We start from the raw sequence: 18,782 nt of genomic DNA, 5'->3' as shown, positions 1-18,782 counted from the left end.
CTGCCATGACCCCCGAGGCCCCCATTGAGTGGTTGTTGGACTCCGATCCGGCGCTGCGTTGGCAGGTCGAGCGCGACGTCGTGCACGAACCTCGAGAAGTCTGGGAGGCAACACGTGCACGTGTCGCCACCGAAGGATGGGGCAAGCGACTTCTCGCCCAACAAGATACGGACGGACAGTGGGCGGGTGGCGCGTTCTTCCCGGCCGATTACGACTTCGACGGCCCTGAGGCAGAGGGCGAAGGGATGCCGTGGACGGCAACGACGTGGACGCTCAATTCGCTGCGGGAGTGGGGCCTAGATCCTGACGTCCTGCGCGAGCGTCGTACCGCCGAGTTGCTCGCTGAGAACAGCCGATGGGAATACGAGGACCTGCCCTATTGGAGCGGCGAGGTCGACTGCTGCATCAACGCCTGGACCATCGCCAACGGTGGTTGGCTCGGCGCCGACGTCACCGGACTCGTCGAATGGTTTGTCGAGCATCGACTGCCCGACGGCGGCTGGAACTGCGAGTGGGTCGAGGGCTCCACACGCTCGTCGTTCCATTCAACACTGAACTCGTTGAAGGGCCTACTCGCCTACGACGCTATCACCGGTGGCAGCGACGCCACCCGTGACGCACGGCACGCGGGTTCAGAATATTTGTTGCAGCGCCATCTCTGGCGTCGCCGCTCGACCGGTGAACAAGTCGGGCCGTGGGTCAACCACTTCGCCTACCCCTTCCGCTGGACGTACAGCGCGCTCAACGCCGCGGATCACTTCCGCCAGGCCGCGCTACTCGATGGCGTGCAACCCGACCTTCGCATAAGCGACGCCATCGAAATGATACGGGCCGCAAGGCAATCCGATGGCACCTGGCTTCAGGCTGGGCGCCAGCCTGGACGAGTGTGGTTCGAGATAGATGCACCTGCAGGTGAGCCATCGAAGTGGCTGACCCTGATCGGGACGAGAGTGCTCGCCTGGTGGGACTCCGCCCATGGGTGATCGTGACAGTTGAACCCGCCGCTTGATCGATGGGTCGGCCATCGACCCACCACGCTCGCGGCAAGGTAGGTCCAGAACGCTGATCCCGGAAACGGTTTGCCGCAGACCCAAGATATCCACCCTGAAGGTGACAGCACCATCAACGTGATGACGACTCCGCCGACAGGTGGTGTTGCTCAATCCGACTGTCAACCAGTCAGTCTGACCTGAGACAGGATCTGAGTCGTCCAACTTCTCTAGAAACGAGCCGTCCTGCTGATATCGGCCTGGACCGTCAGGGATGTGCCACCACCTATGGCTTGTGCGACGGTACGGTCATGACAATTTTCGTTGTTGACGCTCCGGTGGCCATCAACCTCGCCACCATCGGAGCGACCATTCCATCCGAGCACAGCCTGACGGCTCCCACGCTGCTGCGCTCGCAGGTGCTTGCCCTCGTGTACGAATCGGTTCACCGCGGTGATCTCGATGAACGGGCCGGACGCAAGGTTCTCGATGGTATTCGTGGGCTCCGCATCCGACTCCTCGGTGACCGATCGCTGCAGGACCACGCATGGCGAGTAGCCGCCAAGTTGAATTGGTCGGATACCTACCGAGCCGAATACATCGCACTGACCCAGCTCCAGGCGGACGCACTGGCAACCGCAGACACTGAACTCGCAGCAGCGGCGCGCGGGTTCGTCGAAACCGCGCTCCCGGCTGACATCCTGCGCCTATAGAATCGCCGTTATCGCGCGGCAAGGTGGGCTGATGTGGGCTTGATAGATTGCCGTAGTGGTCGGTCGCCCGCTGTTATTCCTCGACGTGGACGGCACCCTGCTATACAACGATGGATGCGCGGAATTCGATGCGTCGCAAATTGATTGGCAAGAATGGCAGAGTCACCGCAACCCGCGGTTGGTCGGGATGGACCGCACCCTTGGCCGACGTCTCCTAGCTTGGTTGCGAGCTGGTCTGGGCCACGGCCTGGATGCACGACGCCAACGAAGTGATCGCCCCGCTACTTGGACTTCCACCGTTACCCGTGGCTGATCTGCCCGAAGCGCCATTGGAGGATCCGGTCGACACCCTGCACTGGAAGACGGCGGCACTGATCGCCACTGCCGCTGGCCGCCGCTTCGTCTGGGTCGACGACGAAATCTCCGACATCGACCGTGCATGGGTCAACACACATCACGCAGGGCCTGCTCTGCTTCATCGCGTCGATCCCAGGTCAGGATTGACCGAAGCGGATCTTGCACAGATCGGCGACTGGCTCTCTGGTCGTTAGGTGTAGGAGGCCATGACGTTGGTGACGCCGGTTCCTAGTTTCGATGCTGGTGGTTGGTTTCCGGCTGTTGTGTGTGGCCGGTGGTAGTTGTAGTGAATGTGCCAGATGCCGATGGCATTGGCGCGTTGCTCCTCTGACGTCCAGGTGCGGGCGTAGAGGAATTCTTCGGCGAGGATTCGGTTGTAGCGCTCTGCTTTTCCGTTGTGGCGTGGTGCGTACGGGGTGACTCGCTGATGTCGCGCGCCGTGGAGAGCTTTCGCGAAATCGGCCGCCCGATAGCAAGCGCCGTTGTCGGTGACCAGGCGGGTGATGCGATCGATACCGTGGGCGGAGAAGAACACTCTGGCTCGATTCACGAAACCGATTGCAGTGATTGCCTTTTCGTCGGGCAGTGCTCCGGTGTAGGCCAGCCGTGAGTATCCGTCGACTGCGGAGTGGAGGTAGACGTAGCCTGCGCGGGCACCCTTGGTCTTGGCGCGTTCGACTGCTTTGGCTTCGGGGCTGCCTTTGCGGTGGGCTCGCCATCCGCCGCCCTCGGGAATGCGACCGACCTTTTTGACGTCCACGTGGACCATGTGGCCGGGTCGGTGGGCGGTGATCGTGCGCGTTGCGCGGTTGGACTCGCCACTCGGGTCAATGAACTTGCGGTGGTCCAATCCAAGGTGGTGTAAGTGGCGCGTCACGGTGCGTCGGCTGATCGTCACACCGTCGCCGCGGAGTTCGAATGCGATCCGCGAAGCTGGCCATTTGCGTTCTCGGCGCAACCGTTCGATCTAGCCAATCACATTGGCGTCGGTGGCGGTGGGCTGACCGTGTGGGCTCGAGGAGCGGTCGTGGAGTCCGAGGTCGCCGAACTCGCGGTAGCGCCGCACCCACTTGGTGGCGCATGCCCGCGAGATGCCCATCTCGTGCGGCGACGTGTGCGATGGGGCGGTGCTCGCATCGTGCGACGAGTCGACGACGGCCTTCCACGCTCAGTGGCGCATTGGCGTGCGTCACCGATCAGCCCTCATTGATGTTCAGGTGCAGAGCAGGGGTGGTCGTCCGGTCCGACTCGTCTACTGCTGTTGTGTCCCAGCGGCTGATGGCGAGGGCAGGTATCGCCGTAGTCATTTCTGCGTTCCACGAGGTGCGCCAGTCGTGGGGAAAGCAGCGTTGCAGGAAGTCGATCATGATCGGCACGGCAGTCGATGCACCAGGGGATGCGCCGAGGAGACCGGCGATGGATCCGTCGGCGCTGACGACGAGTTCAGTGCCCTGCTGGATAACCCCGATACGGCGGCGGTCGGGGGTGATCAGTTGCGCGCGTTGTCCTGCCGCGAAGAGTTCCCACTGTTTTGGGTCGGCGCGGGGGTAGTAGCGCCGAAGGTGAGCGAACCTCCTTCGCGGCTGGGCGGCTAGCTGAGTGAGCAGGTATGTGATCAGCGTCAGGTTCTGCAGGACCGCCGCTGCGATCACGTGCACGTTGTGCCAGCGAATGGTGGTGAAGAAGTCAGTCCACCGGCCGTATTTGAGAAGTTTGGTGCTGAACGTTGCATACGGTCCGAACATCAGGTGTGGCGTGCCGTTGACGACTCGTCTATCGAGGTGCGGCACCGACATCGGTGGCGCCCCCATCTCAGCTTGGCCGTAGACCTTGGTGTCGTGCTGGTTCACCACGACCGGATCGGAACATCGCAGGAACGTCGCACCGACGGGCAGGACAGCGTATCCGCGGACCTCGGGAAGATGTGCACGCTGTAGCAGCCGCAGTGCGTGCCCGCCGGCACCGACGAACACCCGCAGTCCGCGCACCGTGAAGTCACCTGTCTGGTTGCGGCCCCGCACAACCCACGATCCGTCACTGTCTTGGTGCAGCGCTTGCACCTCATGACCCAAGCGGACCTGCCCACCACCCCGCGAGGTGATGATGCGGGTTAACCCCTTGGTGAGAGCACCGAAGTCGACATCGGTGCCACCAGGATGGCGAGTGGCCGCGACGACCTCGCCCGGATCGCGGCCCTTCATGACCAGCGGCGCCCATTGCCCAATCGTCGTGGGGTCAGCACTGAACTCCATGCCGGAAAACAACGGATCGCAGGTGAGGGTCTCGAAGCGGCGACGCAGATAGGAGACGTCGTGATCGCCGAACACCACGTCCATGTGGCCGGCGGTGTGCACGAATGTCTCCGGGTCGAGCACCCCCCCAGCCGCGAGATGAGACCACCATTGACGGCTCATCTGAAATTGCGCTGCGATAGCCGAAGGTTTGGCGCCGTCGGTGGGGTCGGGCATGTAGTTGAGCTCGCAGAAGCCGCTATGTCCGGTGCCGGCGTTGTTCCACGGGTCGCTGCTCTCGGTGGCAAGCGCGTCGGCGCGCTCCAGCATCACGATCCGCCAGCCGGGTTCGAGTACTGCGAGCATCGATCCCAATGTCGCGGACATGATCCCGCCGCCGATCAACACGACATCAGCGACCTCCTCGACGCTGGCGTTGCCTTCAGCGATTTGGGGGTATGGAGCCATGTGACACCAACTTTCGTCCAATCAATGGTTTCGGGCCGTGGTGATGTCCACGATTCGCCAAGCACATCCGTTCCGTCCAATGAATGATTGGAGCGATATCATCCGATTATGGATCAATGGAGTGTGCAGCTTGCGCCACAACTACGGGCATTGGCCGCGCTCGCCATCCACGACGGCCACATGACGCAAGCGGCAGCCAGCCTCGACATTCCGCAGTCATCGATGAGCCGGCGTATCAACGCCCTGCAGGCCACACTGCGCGTTCCCCTCCTGATTCACGACGGCCGAACGGTTCGACTCACACCCGAGGCGCAACGTCTAGCGTTACGGGCCCGTGGTCCACTCGACGAGCTGGACCAGATCCTCGCCGAGATCACCGGCGACGCAGACCCCGATCACGGCACCGTGCGCTTCGGCTTCCCGCTGACCATGGGATCCGGACACATCCCCGACCTACTCGCATCTTTCCGACACCAGCACCCAGGAATTCGGGTTCAACTCAAACAGGCCCACGGATCCGAACTCGAAGCGGACCTACTCGCCGGCGACCTGGACCTGGCCGTTGTCATCCCCGCACCCGAGCGCCTCCACCACACCACCATCGGCACCCAACAAATCTATGTCGTCCTACCGGAGGGCCACCACCTCGCGGCCGCAGGTGAACTGCAACTCGACGCTCTCGAAGGCGAAACGTTCATCGCCAACCCGCCCAGCTACAACCTGCGCCAACTCACCGAAACCTGGTGCCGCGAGGCCGGATACGACCCAGACATTGCTATCGAAGTCACCGAGTTCGCAACCATCCGCGAACTCATCAGCCGAAACCTCGGCATCGCACTGCTACCCCACGACGACCGCACACCCACCGGTATCACTGAGATCCCACTCGCCGGACCGCACTACACACGCACAATCGCACTGGCATGGGGCACCACCATCCTGTCAGCACCAACCCGCCGCCTCAACGACTACCTGCTAAGTCACCGCGAGCCGACCGCCGCAACCAACATCATGACCCGCAACAGTTAGGGCTTTCCACAAAGTCGGCCCTGCTATGCAGGCGTCGACTCAGAACCCGTTGCGGCACTTGATCGTAAGTCTTTAATCAGAGCGAGTCCTAGCGGACCATTGCCTTGCCCGTCACCGCGAAACCCTTTGCGTTCATAGAGGCGCTTGGCGGGGTTGCGCACGTGAACGTTGGTGCACATCGCGTCGTGGTCTTCCGCGAGGGCAGCGAAGAGCGCGTCAAGCAGCAGCCCGCCTACACCGGCACCCCGTCGCCCTGGCGCAACGGCAATGCACAGCTCGGGCAACGGCACGCCACCACCAGCGTCACACCGCAACGGTGGACTGCCGTAATAGGTCCACACCGCACCGAGCGGTCTGCCGCTGTGATCTTCGGCGATGATCGGCACCACCCCAGCAGGCGGGAGCATCTCCGATACGTCGTCGTCGTCGGGGTCGGGAAGAGGCCGATCCTCAATGACGCAGGCGTGCCGCGCCATCTCGATGATGAACGAGTCATCATCAGCTGTCGCCGCACGAAGGACGATGCGTGCAGGTGTCATCGACGGATTCTCGCAGACACCCGGTGCTGCCCACATCTTGCTTTCCTATGCGCGCCAGCCCAGAAGCGAGACAGAAACTGAGCCGTCCAAGTTCCTTAGATCTGAGACGTTCTGATCGAGCCCGCCGCGTCGCTGAAAACGACACCGCCGGAGCGTACTTCATCGAATCAGCAGGACGAGCCGCGATCGAGACGGCTCTCGACGTCCGCCGCCTGTAACGCGCGGAGGCGGTCCATCAGACATGATGCCGGCGATCCGGCCCGGTCTACCGCTGGATCCGGCGAAGCATGTTGGCGAGGAGGATTACAGCGTCTGCAGCGATGCCGGCCTCGAACCTAGACACTGTGGCGCGGCGATGCTTAACCGCTTGGGCCAGTTCAATGGTTGCTCGCGCAAGCTTGCGTAGTTCCGCATTCTCCGCTCCCGCGAGTTCGACCTCGACGTAGCGTTCGAGCCTGACTTTCGTACTCGCGACGGGCGGCTCAGGGTCGTCACCGCGCTGGTGCTTCGAATGGTCATAAACGGTGGCCGACAGCGCTTCCAGGATTGCCACGCAGTCATTTCCCACGTTGGAGTAGTCCTGCTGCGTTGAAGCCGATTCGAAGTGGCGGCGCAGCTCAGAGATCTCCTCGTCGACGCGCGGCCAGCCGGTGACTTTACGGGGTGAGATGGCAGCGGCGAGGGTGGATGTTATTGAGCCTGCTTCGCGCTCGTCGAGCATTTTGTGAAGCGGCTCGAAGTACTTGTCCAGGATGTCACGCCGGGCCTGCCAACCGCCGGGTCCGCTTGCGCCCTCGGAGCGCCAGTGTTTGTAGAAAGTGTTGAAGTCTCTGAAGGGTGGATCGAATGTAGTGATGCCTAAGCGGGTCAACACAGCCTTGAGCGCGCGGACCACCAACACCGACTCGTCCTGGGTGATGTCGGCGCCTCCGGTGCCGTGGCCCTCGAACTCTTCGTGAGCGAAGCGGGCCAGGGCCACCGCCACTTCGATGTCGGTGCGGTCTGCAACCGGACCCTGCGTGAGGGATTTGAGCAGCTGCTCATTAAGGACCCGCTCAGTGCCCTCCTCGCCGCCCCACGGGTCAGTACCAGGAACCGTGCGCTCCGTCCAGAAATCCCACGACTTCATGTCCGTTAGCGTATTCGCGCTGGACAGCCGATTACGGCGGCGCACGAGGGACGAACGCCTTAGAAGCGTATGGGCGCGCAGAGGTTCTCAGCGCCAAGCAGCTCGGCGGACCGCCGTCCTGAGTGGAATTCGGAAAGACACAGGCAGCGGCGACGTCATCCGCCGCGGGAAACTGGAACCTACAAGCTCAATTAGATTGACTAATTACCTTATGGGCGAGCCCAGTTAAATGCGCAGGCTCTATCCTGGCTGGTATGGATTTCGCCGCGCAAAGCTACGTAGCGCAGGTGGACCGCATTCTTGCTGCCGCCGTGTCGCTGTTCCCTGCGGAGAGTCACAGCGGCGAGCTGCAGCGCAGTGCGGCGCCATCGGGCGGGGATCTTCCTGATGGGGACAGCGGCCTTGCGTCGGCGGCCGGGGAGGCGGCAGGTCGCTATCGCAGCGATGATGCCCGCGCGGTGGCGTTGAGTGATGCTCTGCATAGCTCGGTAGCGGAAGCGGTCGCGCACGCCCAGGAGGCGAACCAGTCGGCCAAGGCGATCTCGCAGACGGCGGCGACCGGTGCGCGAGCGGTGTTGGCTGAGGGGACCGACCCGCACAACCTTGTTCTGTTGGTGTCGCAGATGGACGAGCGGCTCGCGGCGATGCAGGAGCACATCGAGCAGACCCGGCAGCGGTTGCAGGCCTCGGCGCAGAGGATTACCGCGCACGGGGCGGACATGTCCCAGGCCTGATGCGGCTGTTCTGAATCCTGTTTTTTGGGGCGTGGTTGTGGCCGGTGGTGTCGGTTTAGTTTGAGCGGGTGGGCGGCTCGGGTGTGGGCGCGTATATCGCGCAGGTTGACCGGGTGTTGGCCGCTGCCCAGGGCGTTTTCCCCGCGGCTGGCGGTCCGGGGTCGATCCAGAGCCAGGGCCCTGGTGTGCCGGCCGCCCCGCCGGATTCAGCCTTAAGTACCGGGGCCGGCAACGCCGGTGACGGATACAAACGCACCTGGGGCACCGTGACCGGCCTGGACGCCCAAACCAACGGCACCTCGGCTGCCGGGGCCGCCGAAGGCCAGAACGGTCGCGCCGGGGCCACCGGTGTGCGCCAAAGCGCGGCCAGCGCCGCGGCGGCGATCGCGCCGGCTACCGGTTCACCGGCCGGGGTGAAGACGCTGGTGACCAACATGGATGACCGCCTGGCCGCGATGCAACGTCAGCTCGACTCCACCAGGGCGCAAAATCAGCTGCTGGCCACCCGAATGCGCCAGATGGCGATGGCCTACCGCCAGGCCGGGCAGGCGTCCCAGGCGGGCATGTTCCGCGGGATGGGTGGTGGCGGCGGAATGCCGTCGATGGGCATGGGCGGCGGTAGCGGCGGACTCCCCGGCATGGGCATGTTCTCCAAACTGCCCGGCATGCTCAACGGCCAAAACTCACGCAACGCCACCGACCAGCTCACTTCTGACCTCTTCGGCCGAGACGGCAACGGCAGTGACCGCGCCAACCGGGCGGTCGCCTTCGCGAAGTCCAAACTGGGTGCGCCGTATGTGTGGGGCGCGACGGGACCTAATGCGTTCGACTGCTCGGGGCTGACTCAGTGGGCCTACGGCAAGGCCGGAGTGAGCCTCCCGCGCACCACGTACGACCTGGTACATACGGGCACGCCCGTGAGCCGCGCGAACATCCGTGCGGGTGATTTGATCTTGTGCAACTGGCAGAATGGGCGACCCGAACACGTCGTGATGGCAGTGTCGCCCAACATGGTCGTGGAGGCTCCTAACCGCCATGAGCGGGTAAAGCTATCGAGCCTTCCTTCCGGCCACCTGGAGATTCGGCGTGTTGCATAGCTGTGCTAAGCAATATTTATGGCCCTCTTTGCCCTACATGTCACCGGACGTCTGGCGTGTGGCCTGGCGGTGGGACGGCCGATATTCGCGCACAGCAGCGGCCCTCCAAGCAGGCAATATAGGGAGTTGAAACTGTGCGGCTTTGGGCGGCGCGGCGGCATGGGGAGCTGGCTTATGTTGAATCGGTGACCGAAGTTGACCGAACTGCTGTACATCGCGGGAATCCGGGGGCGGAGTAAATGGCAGGTGAACGAGGCAGCGCCGCGGAGGACAAAGAGGTCGCGCGCCGGCGGCTGGGCCGAGGCCTGGGCTACGCAACGCGTGTCCAGGTCACCGCACACCAGTTCATGGCGCGGCGCGCCGCCCTGGGGATGACACGCCGCCAGGTGCGCATGGAAGCAGAGCCGGGCCGGCGGGAATGGATGGCCGTCCTGGCCGGGATGTCGATCGTCGTCGTGATCTGTGTAGGCGCACTGTTCTGGTCGTTCATCCGGCCAGCAGGCTCGGTGGGGGATTCGAAAATCGTCGCCGATCAGGACGGCGGGGCGCTTTACGTCAATGTCGGCAACGTGCTGTACCCGGCCCTGAATCTGTCCTCGGCGCGCTTGATCGCCGGGCAGGCCACCAATCCCGTTCGGGTGCGCCGCAGCGAGATTGACTCCCGCCCTCGCGGCGTGATGGTGGGCATCCCGGGGGCGCCGAACGTCATGAACGCGACCGCACCGGCGGGATCGTCCTGGCTGGTCTGCGACGCGGTGACCAAAGCGTTCGGCGCGGGGGCACCGGAGCCGGTCACCGTGACAGTGATCGATGGCAGGCCTGATCTCTCGGACCGCCGCAAGGTGCTCGACAAGTCCGATGGCGTCTTGCTGCGCTTCGGCACCGATGTGTGGTTGATCCGCGATGGCCGCCGATCGCTGGTGGACGCCGGCCAGCGGCCGGTGCTGCTGGCGCTGGGAGTCACCGCCGAGGACCTGGCGGCGGCCCGGCCGATGAGCCAGGCCTTGCTCAACGCCATTCCGGTGGCCCCGCCGCTGACCGTGCCGGTGATCCCGGGACTAGGCAATCCTGCTCCGTTCCCTGGCGCTCCGGGTCCGGTCGGCACTGTCGTATCGACACCCCAGGTCGAGGGGAACACGACGTACTCGGTAGTACTGCAGTCGGGGATGCAGACCATTTCCCCGATCGTGGCGCAGATCCTGCAGAACGCCGGCGGCAATCCAACAGGCGCAGTTCCGGTGATCGCCGGGTCGGTGTTGTCGCAGCTGCCGTCGGTCACCATCATTGACACCTCGATCTACCCGGACGAGCCACTGAAAGTGGTGGATACGCAAGCCAATCCGGCGACCTGCTGGTGGTGGGAGAAAGGTGCGGGGGAGAACCGCACCACCACGTCGGTGGTGTCGGGTGCGACCATTCCGCTGCCAGCCGACCGCGGCGGCGACATCGTCAAACTGGTGCCCTCGGAGAAGACCGGCGGCCAGGTCGCCGATCAGATCTTTTTCGGGCCGGATTACGAGAACTACGTGGTGAGCACCGGCAATGGACCCACGGCGTCGACGAAGGAGTCCGCGTGGTGGCTCTCAGAGTCAGGAGTGCGGTTCGGCGTGCAACGGGACCAAGAGACGCTGACTGCGCTGGGCTTGAACACTGAGCCCAAACCGGCGCCGTGGTCGGTACTGCGTTTGTTCGTTGCCGGCCCGACGCTGTCGAAGGCCGATGCCTTGGTGCGTCACAACACGCTGCCGCTAGATCGCAACCCTGGAGCATTGGAGCAACCCCAGTGAAGCAAGGATTCGTCCGCCCCAAGCCCACACCGCCGCCTGGCAGCGACCTCAAGCCGCAACCGATCAAGCTGCTGACCCCGCTGAAAGTTCCCCCGCCAGAGGGTAAGTCGCCGTGGCTCATCGTGGTGGGCATCCTGGTCATCGGCCTGGTCGGCGGTATGGTGGCCGTCTCGTTCGCCTCGGGTGCCCGCACGTTCAACGGTGTGGGTGCGATCTTCCCGGTGTTCAGCATTCTCGGTATCGGCGCCATGCTGTTCGGCGGACGGTTCAGCGGCGGCAATCAGCAGATGAGCCGCGGCAAACTCGATGCGCTGCGAGCCAGATTCCTGCTGGTCCTGGATGAGATGCGGGACCGGGTCTCTGATGCCGCCGACAAGCTCGACGGGAATTACCGCTGGTATCACCCGCCAGCGGACACGCTCATCGCCCAGGCCGGCGGACCCCGGATGTGGGAACGCAACCCTAACGGCAAAGACACCTGGTTCGGGGTCGCCCGGGTGGGCGTGGGCATGACCTCGCTGACCGAGGGCGGGGCGATCACGTTCAGCGAGCCCGATGACATGCCCACCGAGGTCGAACTCGAACCGGCGACCGGCAAGGCCCTGCAGGAATTCGTGCGCTATCAGAGCGTGGCCTACGGAACCCCGGCATTGATTTCGCTGCTGGTGGAGCCGGGCTACCGGATCACCGGCGAGCGTGAGGCCACACTGGGGCTGATGCGGGCCATCCTCGCCCAGCTGGCGTTCTTCCACGGCCCGGATCATCTCCAGCTGGTCGTCGTGACCGACGACGTCTCGGAATGGGAGTGGGTCAAGTGGTTGCCCCACAACGGGAATCCGCGCCAGATCGACGGCGCTGGACCGGCGCGCATGGTCTACACCTCGGTAAGCGAGTTCGCGGACAGTCAGTTCACTGACGCCGTGCGACGCGCGGGTGCCTTCGTTCCCCGCCACGCAGGTAGCCGCGACGCCGTAGCCCCGATGCCGCACACCGTGGTGATCAGTGACATCGCCTCGGGCAGCTGGTATTCGGTCATGACATCGACGGGGGTACAGGGCTGGACCTTCTTCGACATCCGCGGTGGGGTGCCCGCCTGCCAGGATGAGCGCGGCACCCGCACGCTGCGGCTCAAAGAGGACGGTGTCATCGACGCCGTGCCGCGCGACGGGAACTGGGCGCCCGACGCTCAGGATGGGTTTCAGTTCTTCGCGATCACAGATCAGCTTGAGCGCTTCGAAGCTGAGCAGCTGGCCCAGCAGATCGCGCGTTCGCGCATCGCCGAACCGTACGAAGACATCGGCGATGATCTGAGCGATTTCAAACGCCCGCGCGACATCCTGTCCTATTACGGCATCAATGACCCCGCCGCCATCGACTTCGACGCGCTGTGGGGTCCCCACCGCGATATCAACGCCCCGGAAAACCTACGCGTCCCCTTCGGCGTGCGCGCCGACAACGGCGAGCTGGTGTTCGTCGACATGAAAGACATGAACCAGGGCGGAGATGGTCCCCACGGGGTCATGTCTGGCACAACGGGATCCGGTAAAACCACCGCAATCCGAACGGTCATTCTGGCGCTGATCGTGGGTCACCCGCCGGAGAACCTGCAGATGATTCTGGCGGACTGCAAGGGCGGCGCGGGTGTGAAGCCCTTCGAGGGCACCCCCCACGTGCCGCACATCATCACCGACTTGGAAGACGACCAGGTGCTGATGGACCGGTTCATCACTGCCATGTGGGGCGAGATCGCACGCCGCAAGCAGGTCTGCAACTCAGTGGGCGCCGACGATGCCTACGAGTACAACCAGATTCGCGACGAGCGCGCGGCCCGCGGTGAATACCTGGAGCCGCTGCCACGGCTGCTGGTGGTGCTCGACGAGTTCAAGGAAGCCTTCCGGATCAAACCGGATCTGCCCGAAGTGCTCGACCAGATCGGCCGCCAGGGCCGATCCCTGTGGGTGCATCAGCTGCTGGCCAGCCAGGACATCGACGCGCGAGCGGAAAAACTGCTGGAGAACGTCGGCTATCGGCTGGTCCTGCGGCAGAACACCTCAGCCAGTGCCTCGGCGGCCGGCGTCCCGCAAGCGGTGAACCTGCCCCGAGAGGTCGGTGTGGGGTACATGCGCACCGGCTCGGCCGACGAACTGACCCGATTCCGGGCCGAGTCACTGTGGCGGGACTATCGCCGCCCGGGCGCGGACAACGACGACGTTATCGAGGCCACGTCATCGTCAGAGAAATACCTTGAGCCGCAACTGTTCACGACTTCGTGGGTACCTCTGCCCGAGCATCTGAGCGAGCACACTCCGGTGGAAATCAGCGTCGCGCCCGATTCCGTGGAGGATCAGGACGACGAGGACGCTGCGCTGCGCAAGCCGAAGGTCGGCCCGGTCATTCTCGATCAGCTGCGCAGCTACAACTTCAAGCCCCAGGTGCTCTGGCAGCCGCCCCTGGACGTACCGCACACGATCGACCAGATCGTCAACATGCATCTCGGTCGGCGATGGGACGAGAACTATGCGGCCACACCGGATTTGGTTTTCCCGATCGGCATCGTCGACCGCCCCTACAAGCAGGACCAGCACCCGCTGCTGGTCAACACCACCAGCGACGGCGCCAACCAGCTCGTCGTGGGTGTGCGCTCGGCGGGCAAGACCACCACACTGCAGACCCTGATCTGCGCTGCGGCGATGACACATTCCCCCGAGCAGGTGCAGTTCTACTGCCTGGCGCTGTCGTCGCGGGCGTTGGATACCGTCGCCGGTCTACCTCATGTCGGCGGGGTGGCGGGCGCTTTGGATGAGGACGGTATTCGCCGCACCATCTCCGAGATGCTCGAGCTGCTGGAGCGCCGGCAACGCAGCTTCCCCGCATGCGGGATCAGCTCGATGCAGGACCTGCGCGACCGCAAGTTCCGCGGTGTCCCCGGCGCGGTTCCCGATGATCCGTTCGGCGATGTGTATCTGGTGGTAGACAACTACGCTGCGCTGACCGCCGAAGCCTCGACGATCCGCAACAAGGACCTTCTGTCGGCCCAGATTCAGAAGCTCGTCGGCGAGGGCAGCAGCTTCGGTATCCACGTGATCATCTCTGTGGGTCGTGACATCGACCTACCGCCGCGCATGCGCGGCGCGTGGCCCCAGCGCGTGGAACTCAAGCTGCAGGGCCCTGAGGACGCCAAGCTCTTGCGCGGCAAGCTCACCGACGCGGTTCCTTCGGGTAAGCCGGGCCGCGGGATGGTCGCCCAGAACTACGTACGTCTGGGCGCCGAAGAGGAAGGCCTACACACCCTGATCGCGCGGCCGGCGTTGCGCGGCACCCCGGACACGGAGTTCCGGTCCGACAGTGTGGTCGAGGCGGTGCGCCGGGCGGCGGACAAGTACCGCCCCGCCCCTCGCGTGCGCCAGTTGCCCATGAACGTAACGCTGGCCGAGCTGCACACGCGGGCACAGCGCGAACAGCACGCGGGCATGGCATGGGCGATCAACGAGCGCGACGAGCTGGTCGGCCTGGAGAAGGATTCACCCTTCCTGATCATTACCGGCCGCGAGGACTGTGGACGGACCAATGCGCTCTCGGCGATCATGCGTGAAATCGCGCGCGTCTACGCGCCGGGGGCCAGCGCCGCGGTGCCGGATCCGCGCGACACACGGCCCCCCGCGCAGGTGTGGCTGGTCAACCCGCGCCGTGAACTGCTGCGCATACTGGGCAAGGACTACCTGGAACGCTTCACCTACCGCAACGATGAGATCGGGCCCTGGGCGACGCAGCTCAACGGCATCCTGACCGCCCGGCTGCCCGAATCAGGACTCGACGTGGACGCGAGTTTGGAGCGGCGGTGGTCGGGTCCGGAAATCTTCTTGATCATCGACGACGCCGATCGGCTGCCGTTCGGTTTTGACGCCCCGCTACGCGACCTGGTGCCCAGCGCCAACGCCGCCGCCGACGTCGGCCTGCGCATCATCTACGCCCGCCGCTTCGGCGGATGGGCCGGATCAGACCGCGCCGATCCGCTGCTGGGCGCCATGAAGCAGGCCAACGCACCCCTGCTGGTGATGGATTCTGACGGCGAAGAAGGCTTTGTGCGCGGCCGGTGGAAGGGCCACCCCATGCCGGTTGGCCGTGGATTCCTGATGAGTACCGGCGAATCGGGACTTTACGTTCAAGTTGGCCATGACACTTCGCCGGAGGCTGGAGCGAATTGATTTTGGCGCACCGCACCCACCCAAAACTCCCGTTACACTCATATTGGAAATTCGACGCGACACAAGGGGGTCACGTTCCATGTTCGTCACCACTGAACCGTTAGAAATGGGTAGTACGGCCGGCACGTTGACGGCCCTGAACTCGGCCTTTACCAGTGGGAACGCTGCGGCCGCCGCGCCCACGACGGCCGTGGCGCCTGGGCAGGCCAATGAGACGGCACTGCTGCTGTCGGCCGCGTTCGGCACCCACGGCTCGCTGTATCAGGCGATGGCGGGTATGGCCTCAGCCTGGCATGCGATGTTTGCCGGAGCGTTGGGTACATCCGGCGCCAGCTACGCAGCCACCGAGGCGTTCAACGCCGTGGCGGCGATGTAACTTACCTACACCCACAGCCATGGTTGAGTACGGAGCGCTGCCGCCGGAGATCAACTCCGCGCGTGCCTACGCCGGACCCCAGTCAGCGCCGCTGACCGCGGCGGCAGGTGCATGGCAGTCGTTGGCAGCCAACCTGGCCAGTAACGCCGCCGCGTTGAATTCGGCCATCATGGCGCTGCTCGCTGGCGGCTGGCAGGGCCCGTCCTCGACAATGATGGCCGCCGGCGGTGCGGAGAATGTTCGCTGGCTCTTTCAGGCAGCGACCCAAGCCCAGGAAACCGCACTCGCGGCCGCGCAAGCCGCTCTGGCGATCGGGGCCGCGCATGCGGGCTCGGTGCCCCCGCCGGTGATCGAGACCAACCGGAATCTGCTCCAAACCCTCATCGCCACCAACTTCATGGGCGTCAACGCTGGCCCCATTGCCGCCTGTGTCGCCGCGTACGACGAGATGTGGAGCCAGGACGCGTCGACGATGTACGGGTTCAGTGCCGACGCTGCCGGCATCACCGGATCGCTCGTCCCGTTCATGGCTCCCGCGCCCACGGTCAATCCTGGCGGCTTCGCCAGCCAGGCCGCCGCTGTCGCGCAGGCGGGCGGGACGGCGGCCGGGCAGGCGGGCCAGAATGCGGCATCGGCGGGGCAGTCGACGGCCAGCATGGGCGGCGGGGACGCCAGCTCCATCATGGCGATGGCACCCCAGTTCATGAGCGCTGTTCCGCAGGCGTTGCAGGGCCTGGCGTCGCCATTGATGGGCGGCGGGGGCAACCCGCTGCAGAGCTTGGGCGGCTTCCAGTCGCTGCTGTCTCCGTTCATGAGCATGATGAATCCTTCGATGGGCGGTATGGGTGGCACCGGTGCGCTGACCTCGGCGGCTTCCACTCTGGGGCCTGCTGGCGGGCTCGGTGGCGGCGGCTTTGGTGGCGGCGGGATGGGAGCCCTCTCGGCCGGGTTGGGCGGCGCCCGCAGCATGGGTGGATTGTCGGTGCCGGCGACGTGGGCGGCGAGCGCTCAATCGGGCGGCGCGGGTGCCGCACCGATCTCGGCGACCGGCGCAGCCAGTGGCGCTGCCGCACCGTCTGCCGCGAGCGGAGGCGTGGGAGCAGGGGGAGCGGCGCCCATGGCGGCTATGCAGGGCAAAGACAACTCTTCGGGCAATGGCCCGTCCTATGGCGCGCCCGTGCGCGTCCTTCCCACACCGCGCTGAGCCGGCGGCCGGGCGGATACCGAAGGGGGTCGGGAACTCAATTCACGAAAAGATTTTTGGCGCATTGCTATACAGCGCGCCGTCAGGACACGATTACAGAGTCCAAGCAAATGGCCAGCATTTACACCGACAACCCAGGAGCAAATAGATGTCCAATTTCATGACCGACCCGGCCGCGATGCGCGACTATTCCGGCCGTTTCGCTAATCACGCCTCCAACATCACCTCCGACGCCCAGAAGGCCTACGCCTCGTCCACGGGCATCGCGGGCGCCGGCTGGGACGGTGACGCCAACACGACGTCGCTGGGCACCGTGGAGGAGATGATGCGCGCGTTCCGCAACATCGAGAACCAGATGCACTTCGTCAGCGACAATCTGCGCACCTCGGCTGACACTTACGAGCAGCAGGAACACGCCAACGCCGCCGCGCTGAAGTCCTGACCCATCCCCGACAACCACTGACATCCCTTCTCAGACAAGGACGTTCACACCATGCCCATCTCTTATCACTACTCAGACGTCGAAGGCCACGGCAAACTGCTGCAGGCCCAGGCGGGCTCACTGGAAGCCGAGCACCAGGCGATCCTCAACGACCTCAACGCTTGCGCCGACTTCTGGGGCGGCACCGGTAGCACCGGCTTCCAGGAGTTCGTCAACGAGCTCAACCGCAACTTCCGGGTGATCTTCGAGCAGCTCCATGAGCACGGCGGCAAGGTCGGGACCGTCGCGGGCAACACCGCCCACACCGACAGCGGTGTCGGCAACACCTGGTCGCTCTGAGCGACCCCAGCAAGGGGGTGCGCCGCCGCCACGCACAAGCGCAGCGGACGCACTGCCCCACGACACCTCACGGCGGCTAGCTTCTACCGAGCGCCAACCGCCTGAGTATGCGGCGGCACCCTCACCCGAGGGTGCCGCCGCATTCGATTTCGTCAACGACGACATAGCAGCCGTACAACGGCAGACCACCCAACGTAAAGGACACGCGCACAATGTTTCCCGCCCACAGTGCCGAACCCGTCGCCGATGTGACAGTCAACTCGCACGGTATGTGGATGCTGCAAGCCATGCTCGATATCGCCACGGTGGCACCGGAACTCAGCACGGTGCCGTATGGGGCGCCACGGGAGAGCACGTGGATCTCCGGAGACCCGCGCATCGAACAACTTCAAGAGGCGGGCGTGGTAGGCCACGACGGACACGTGATTCCCGCCGTGGCCGCGCGCATGCGGGCACTGGCAGCCCCCGATGTCGAGGTGGCCATTCTCATTGCGCGGGGCGCACTTTCGTGGAAGGGACGCATTGACGTCACCGATCCGGGGACGTGGCGGCGCGACATTCCGGAGAACCAGCTGCAGATCGTGCTCGCCCGCCGCGACGGCCGGTGGGTCTCGGCAGCTCGCGCCGGTGACGACATCACCATCGACGATGTCGACTTCGACGGTAACTCGGCGGTCTGGCTTCGCGACATCATTGTCGATCAGCTCAACGCGCTGCATCCGGTCGAGCCCTCGCGCATCGAGCCGATGAACCTTCCCTACGAGGACACTCTCAGTGCAGCCGCCGCGCGGGCGGCCGCAACGGAAGACCCGCAGCGCGACCTTCCGCTGCGCTCACTCGGTGTTCCGCCGGCGGCGCTGGCCGAGCTCGGGGCGCTACTGGATGAGCCGGTCGTCGAGGCAGTCGTATACGCGCGTGCCCACACCGATGCCCGCCGGGACACCAGCGTCACAGCGCTCAACATCCGCGACACCGACAGCGGACGGGTCGCGCTGTACCAGATGCTGGCGCCGCGCGGCTCCACTCAGGACTGGATGGTGATAGCGCCCGGGTCGCCCAGCCAAATCCTGCAAGGCATTCGAACCGTGCTGAGCAGCGTGAATGTCCGCGACTGGGAAAACCATCAACGATTCGCGTAATGCC

At 64.7% G+C, this 18,782-nt stretch carries 16 protein-coding genes and 1 pseudogene; 13 read left to right on the top strand and 4 right to left on the bottom strand.

The window, feature by feature from the left end; translation table 11 throughout:
• Positions 1-5: 5 nt before the first annotated feature.
• The 3 genes from Y900_RS27625 to Y900_RS32880 all read left to right on the top strand — a co-directional run bounded on the left by Y900_RS27625 (position 6) and on the right by Y900_RS32880 (position 2,253).
• Positions 6-983, top strand: coding sequence for a prenyltransferase/squalene oxidase repeat-containing protein (locus Y900_RS27625; protein WP_036348516.1), 978 nt, complete (start codon positions 6-8; stop codon positions 981-983).
• Between the two features lie 317 nt (positions 984-1,300).
• Complete coding sequence (locus tag Y900_RS27620) at positions 1,301-1,702, top strand: type II toxin-antitoxin system VapC family toxin (protein WP_036348513.1); 402 nt, start codon at positions 1,301-1,303, stop codon at positions 1,700-1,702.
• Positions 1,703-2,007: 305 nt separating this feature from the next.
• Positions 2,008-2,253 (top strand): hypothetical protein, encoded by a 246-nt coding sequence (locus tag Y900_RS32880; RefSeq protein WP_202807793.1) that lies wholly within the window; start codon positions 2,008-2,010, stop codon positions 2,251-2,253.
• Here Y900_RS32880 and Y900_RS27610 read toward each other — a convergent pair.
• Both Y900_RS27610 and Y900_RS27605 read right to left on the bottom strand, forming a co-directional pair.
• A pseudogene (locus Y900_RS27610) lies at positions 2,250-3,252 on the bottom strand (IS481 family transposase). The gene Y900_RS32880 and the pseudogene Y900_RS27610 sit on opposite strands and share 4 nt — an antisense overlap.
• Positions 3,253-3,255: 3 nt before the next feature.
• A complete protein-coding gene (locus Y900_RS27605) occupies positions 3,256-4,758 on the bottom strand; it encodes a malate:quinone oxidoreductase (protein WP_036348510.1) in 1,503 nt (500 codons plus the stop codon).
• Between the two features lie 108 nt (positions 4,759-4,866).
• Here Y900_RS27605 and Y900_RS27600 point away from each other — a divergent pair, with 108 nt between their 5' ends.
• The gene (locus tag Y900_RS27600; RefSeq protein ID WP_036348507.1) at positions 4,867-5,787 is read left to right on the top strand and encodes a LysR family transcriptional regulator; all 921 of its coding nucleotides are present in this window, start codon (positions 4,867-4,869) and stop codon (positions 5,785-5,787) included.
• A 23-nt stretch (positions 5,788-5,810) separates the two neighbouring features.
• Here Y900_RS27600 and Y900_RS30560 read toward each other — a convergent pair whose 3' ends face one another.
• Positions 5,811-6,326: a GNAT family N-acetyltransferase gene (locus Y900_RS30560; RefSeq protein ID WP_157838293.1), complete on the bottom strand. Its 516-nt coding sequence runs from the start codon at positions 6,324-6,326 to the stop codon at positions 5,811-5,813.
• Positions 6,327-6,591: 265 nt separating this feature from the next.
• Positions 6,592-7,455 (bottom strand): hypothetical protein, encoded by an 864-nt coding sequence (locus Y900_RS27590; protein WP_051660512.1) that lies wholly within the window; start codon positions 7,453-7,455, stop codon positions 6,592-6,594.
• Between the two features lie 254 nt (positions 7,456-7,709).
• Here Y900_RS27590 and Y900_RS27585 point away from each other — a divergent pair, with 254 nt between their 5' ends.
• The 9 genes from Y900_RS27585 (at position 7,710) to Y900_RS27545 (ending at position 18,778) form a co-directional block, all read left to right on the top strand.
• Positions 7,710-8,189 (top strand): hypothetical protein, encoded by a 480-nt coding sequence (locus Y900_RS27585; protein WP_036348504.1) that lies wholly within the window; start codon positions 7,710-7,712, stop codon positions 8,187-8,189.
• Positions 8,190-8,257: 68 nt separating this feature from the next.
• Positions 8,258-9,286 (top strand): C40 family peptidase, encoded by a 1,029-nt coding sequence (locus Y900_RS30555; RefSeq protein WP_237752747.1) that lies wholly within the window; start codon positions 8,258-8,260, stop codon positions 9,284-9,286.
• Positions 9,287-9,525: 239 nt separating this feature from the next.
• A complete protein-coding gene (eccB, locus tag Y900_RS27575) occupies positions 9,526-11,073 on the top strand; it encodes a type VII secretion protein EccB (RefSeq protein ID WP_036348501.1) in 1,548 nt (515 codons plus the stop codon).
• A complete protein-coding gene (locus Y900_RS27570; RefSeq protein ID WP_036348498.1) occupies positions 11,070-15,278 on the top strand; it encodes a type VII secretion protein EccC in 4,209 nt (1,402 codons plus the stop codon). Before eccB ends, Y900_RS27570 begins: the two co-directional genes overlap by 4 nt.
• Before the next feature lie 79 nt (positions 15,279-15,357).
• A complete protein-coding gene (locus tag Y900_RS27565) occupies positions 15,358-15,654 on the top strand; it encodes a PE family protein (RefSeq protein ID WP_036348490.1) in 297 nt (98 codons plus the stop codon).
• A gap of 19 nt (positions 15,655-15,673) precedes the next feature.
• The gene (locus Y900_RS33530; protein ID WP_051660511.1) at positions 15,674-16,858 is read left to right on the top strand and encodes a PPE family protein; all 1,185 of its coding nucleotides are present in this window, start codon (positions 15,674-15,676) and stop codon (positions 16,856-16,858) included.
• Positions 16,859-17,006: 148 nt separating this feature from the next.
• Positions 17,007-17,300 carry a WXG100 family type VII secretion target gene (locus tag Y900_RS27555; RefSeq protein WP_036348487.1) on the top strand — a complete coding sequence of 98 codons (294 nt, stop codon included), beginning with the start codon at positions 17,007-17,009 and terminating at the stop codon, positions 17,298-17,300.
• A gap of 51 nt (positions 17,301-17,351) precedes the next feature.
• Positions 17,352-17,639, top strand: a complete 288-nt coding sequence (locus Y900_RS27550) for a WXG100 family type VII secretion target (protein WP_036348485.1) — start codon at positions 17,352-17,354, stop codon at positions 17,637-17,639.
• A gap of 275 nt (positions 17,640-17,914) precedes the next feature.
• Positions 17,915-18,778: an ESX secretion-associated protein EspG gene (locus tag Y900_RS27545; protein WP_157838292.1), complete on the top strand. Its 864-nt coding sequence runs from the start codon at positions 17,915-17,917 to the stop codon at positions 18,776-18,778.
• Positions 18,779-18,782: the final 4 nt, after the last annotated feature.

The organism is Mycolicibacterium aromaticivorans JS19b1 = JCM 16368 (genome assembly GCF_000559085.1).
In the GTDB taxonomy this organism is placed as follows: domain Bacteria; phylum Actinomycetota; class Actinomycetes; order Mycobacteriales; family Mycobacteriaceae; genus Mycobacterium; species Mycobacterium aromaticivorans.
This window is presented reverse-complemented; position numbering and strand designations above follow the sequence as displayed.

Excerpts from the sequence above, each read along its gene's own strand:
- eccB (WP_036348501.1), top strand. The coding sequence starts at position 9,526 with ATGGCAGGTGAACGAGGCAGCGCCGCGGAGGACAAAGAGGTCGCGCGC.
- Y900_RS27550 (WP_036348485.1), top strand. The coding sequence starts at position 17,352 with ATGCCCATCTCTTATCACTACTCAGACGTCGAAGGCCACGGCAAACTG.
- Y900_RS27590 (WP_051660512.1), bottom strand. The coding sequence starts at position 7,455 with ATGAAGTCGTGGGATTTCTGGACGGAGCGCACGGTTCCTGGTACTGAC.
- Y900_RS27585 (WP_036348504.1), top strand. The coding sequence starts at position 7,710 with ATGGATTTCGCCGCGCAAAGCTACGTAGCGCAGGTGGACCGCATTCTT.
- Y900_RS33530 (WP_051660511.1), top strand. The coding sequence starts at position 15,674 with ATGGTTGAGTACGGAGCGCTGCCGCCGGAGATCAACTCCGCGCGTGCC.
- Y900_RS27625 (WP_036348516.1), top strand. The coding sequence starts at position 6 with ATGACCCCCGAGGCCCCCATTGAGTGGTTGTTGGACTCCGATCCGGCG.
- Y900_RS30560 (WP_157838293.1), bottom strand. The coding sequence starts at position 6,326 with ATGACACCTGCACGCATCGTCCTTCGTGCGGCGACAGCTGATGATGAC.
- Y900_RS27545 (WP_157838292.1), top strand. The coding sequence starts at position 17,915 with ATGCTGCAAGCCATGCTCGATATCGCCACGGTGGCACCGGAACTCAGC.
- Y900_RS27600 (WP_036348507.1), top strand. The coding sequence starts at position 4,867 with ATGGATCAATGGAGTGTGCAGCTTGCGCCACAACTACGGGCATTGGCC.
- Y900_RS27555 (WP_036348487.1), top strand. The coding sequence starts at position 17,007 with ATGTCCAATTTCATGACCGACCCGGCCGCGATGCGCGACTATTCCGGC.
- Y900_RS27605 (WP_036348510.1), bottom strand. The coding sequence starts at position 4,758 with ATGGCTCCATACCCCCAAATCGCTGAAGGCAACGCCAGCGTCGAGGAG.
- Y900_RS27620 (WP_036348513.1), top strand. The coding sequence starts at position 1,301 with ATGACAATTTTCGTTGTTGACGCTCCGGTGGCCATCAACCTCGCCACC.
- Y900_RS27565 (WP_036348490.1), top strand. The coding sequence starts at position 15,358 with ATGTTCGTCACCACTGAACCGTTAGAAATGGGTAGTACGGCCGGCACG.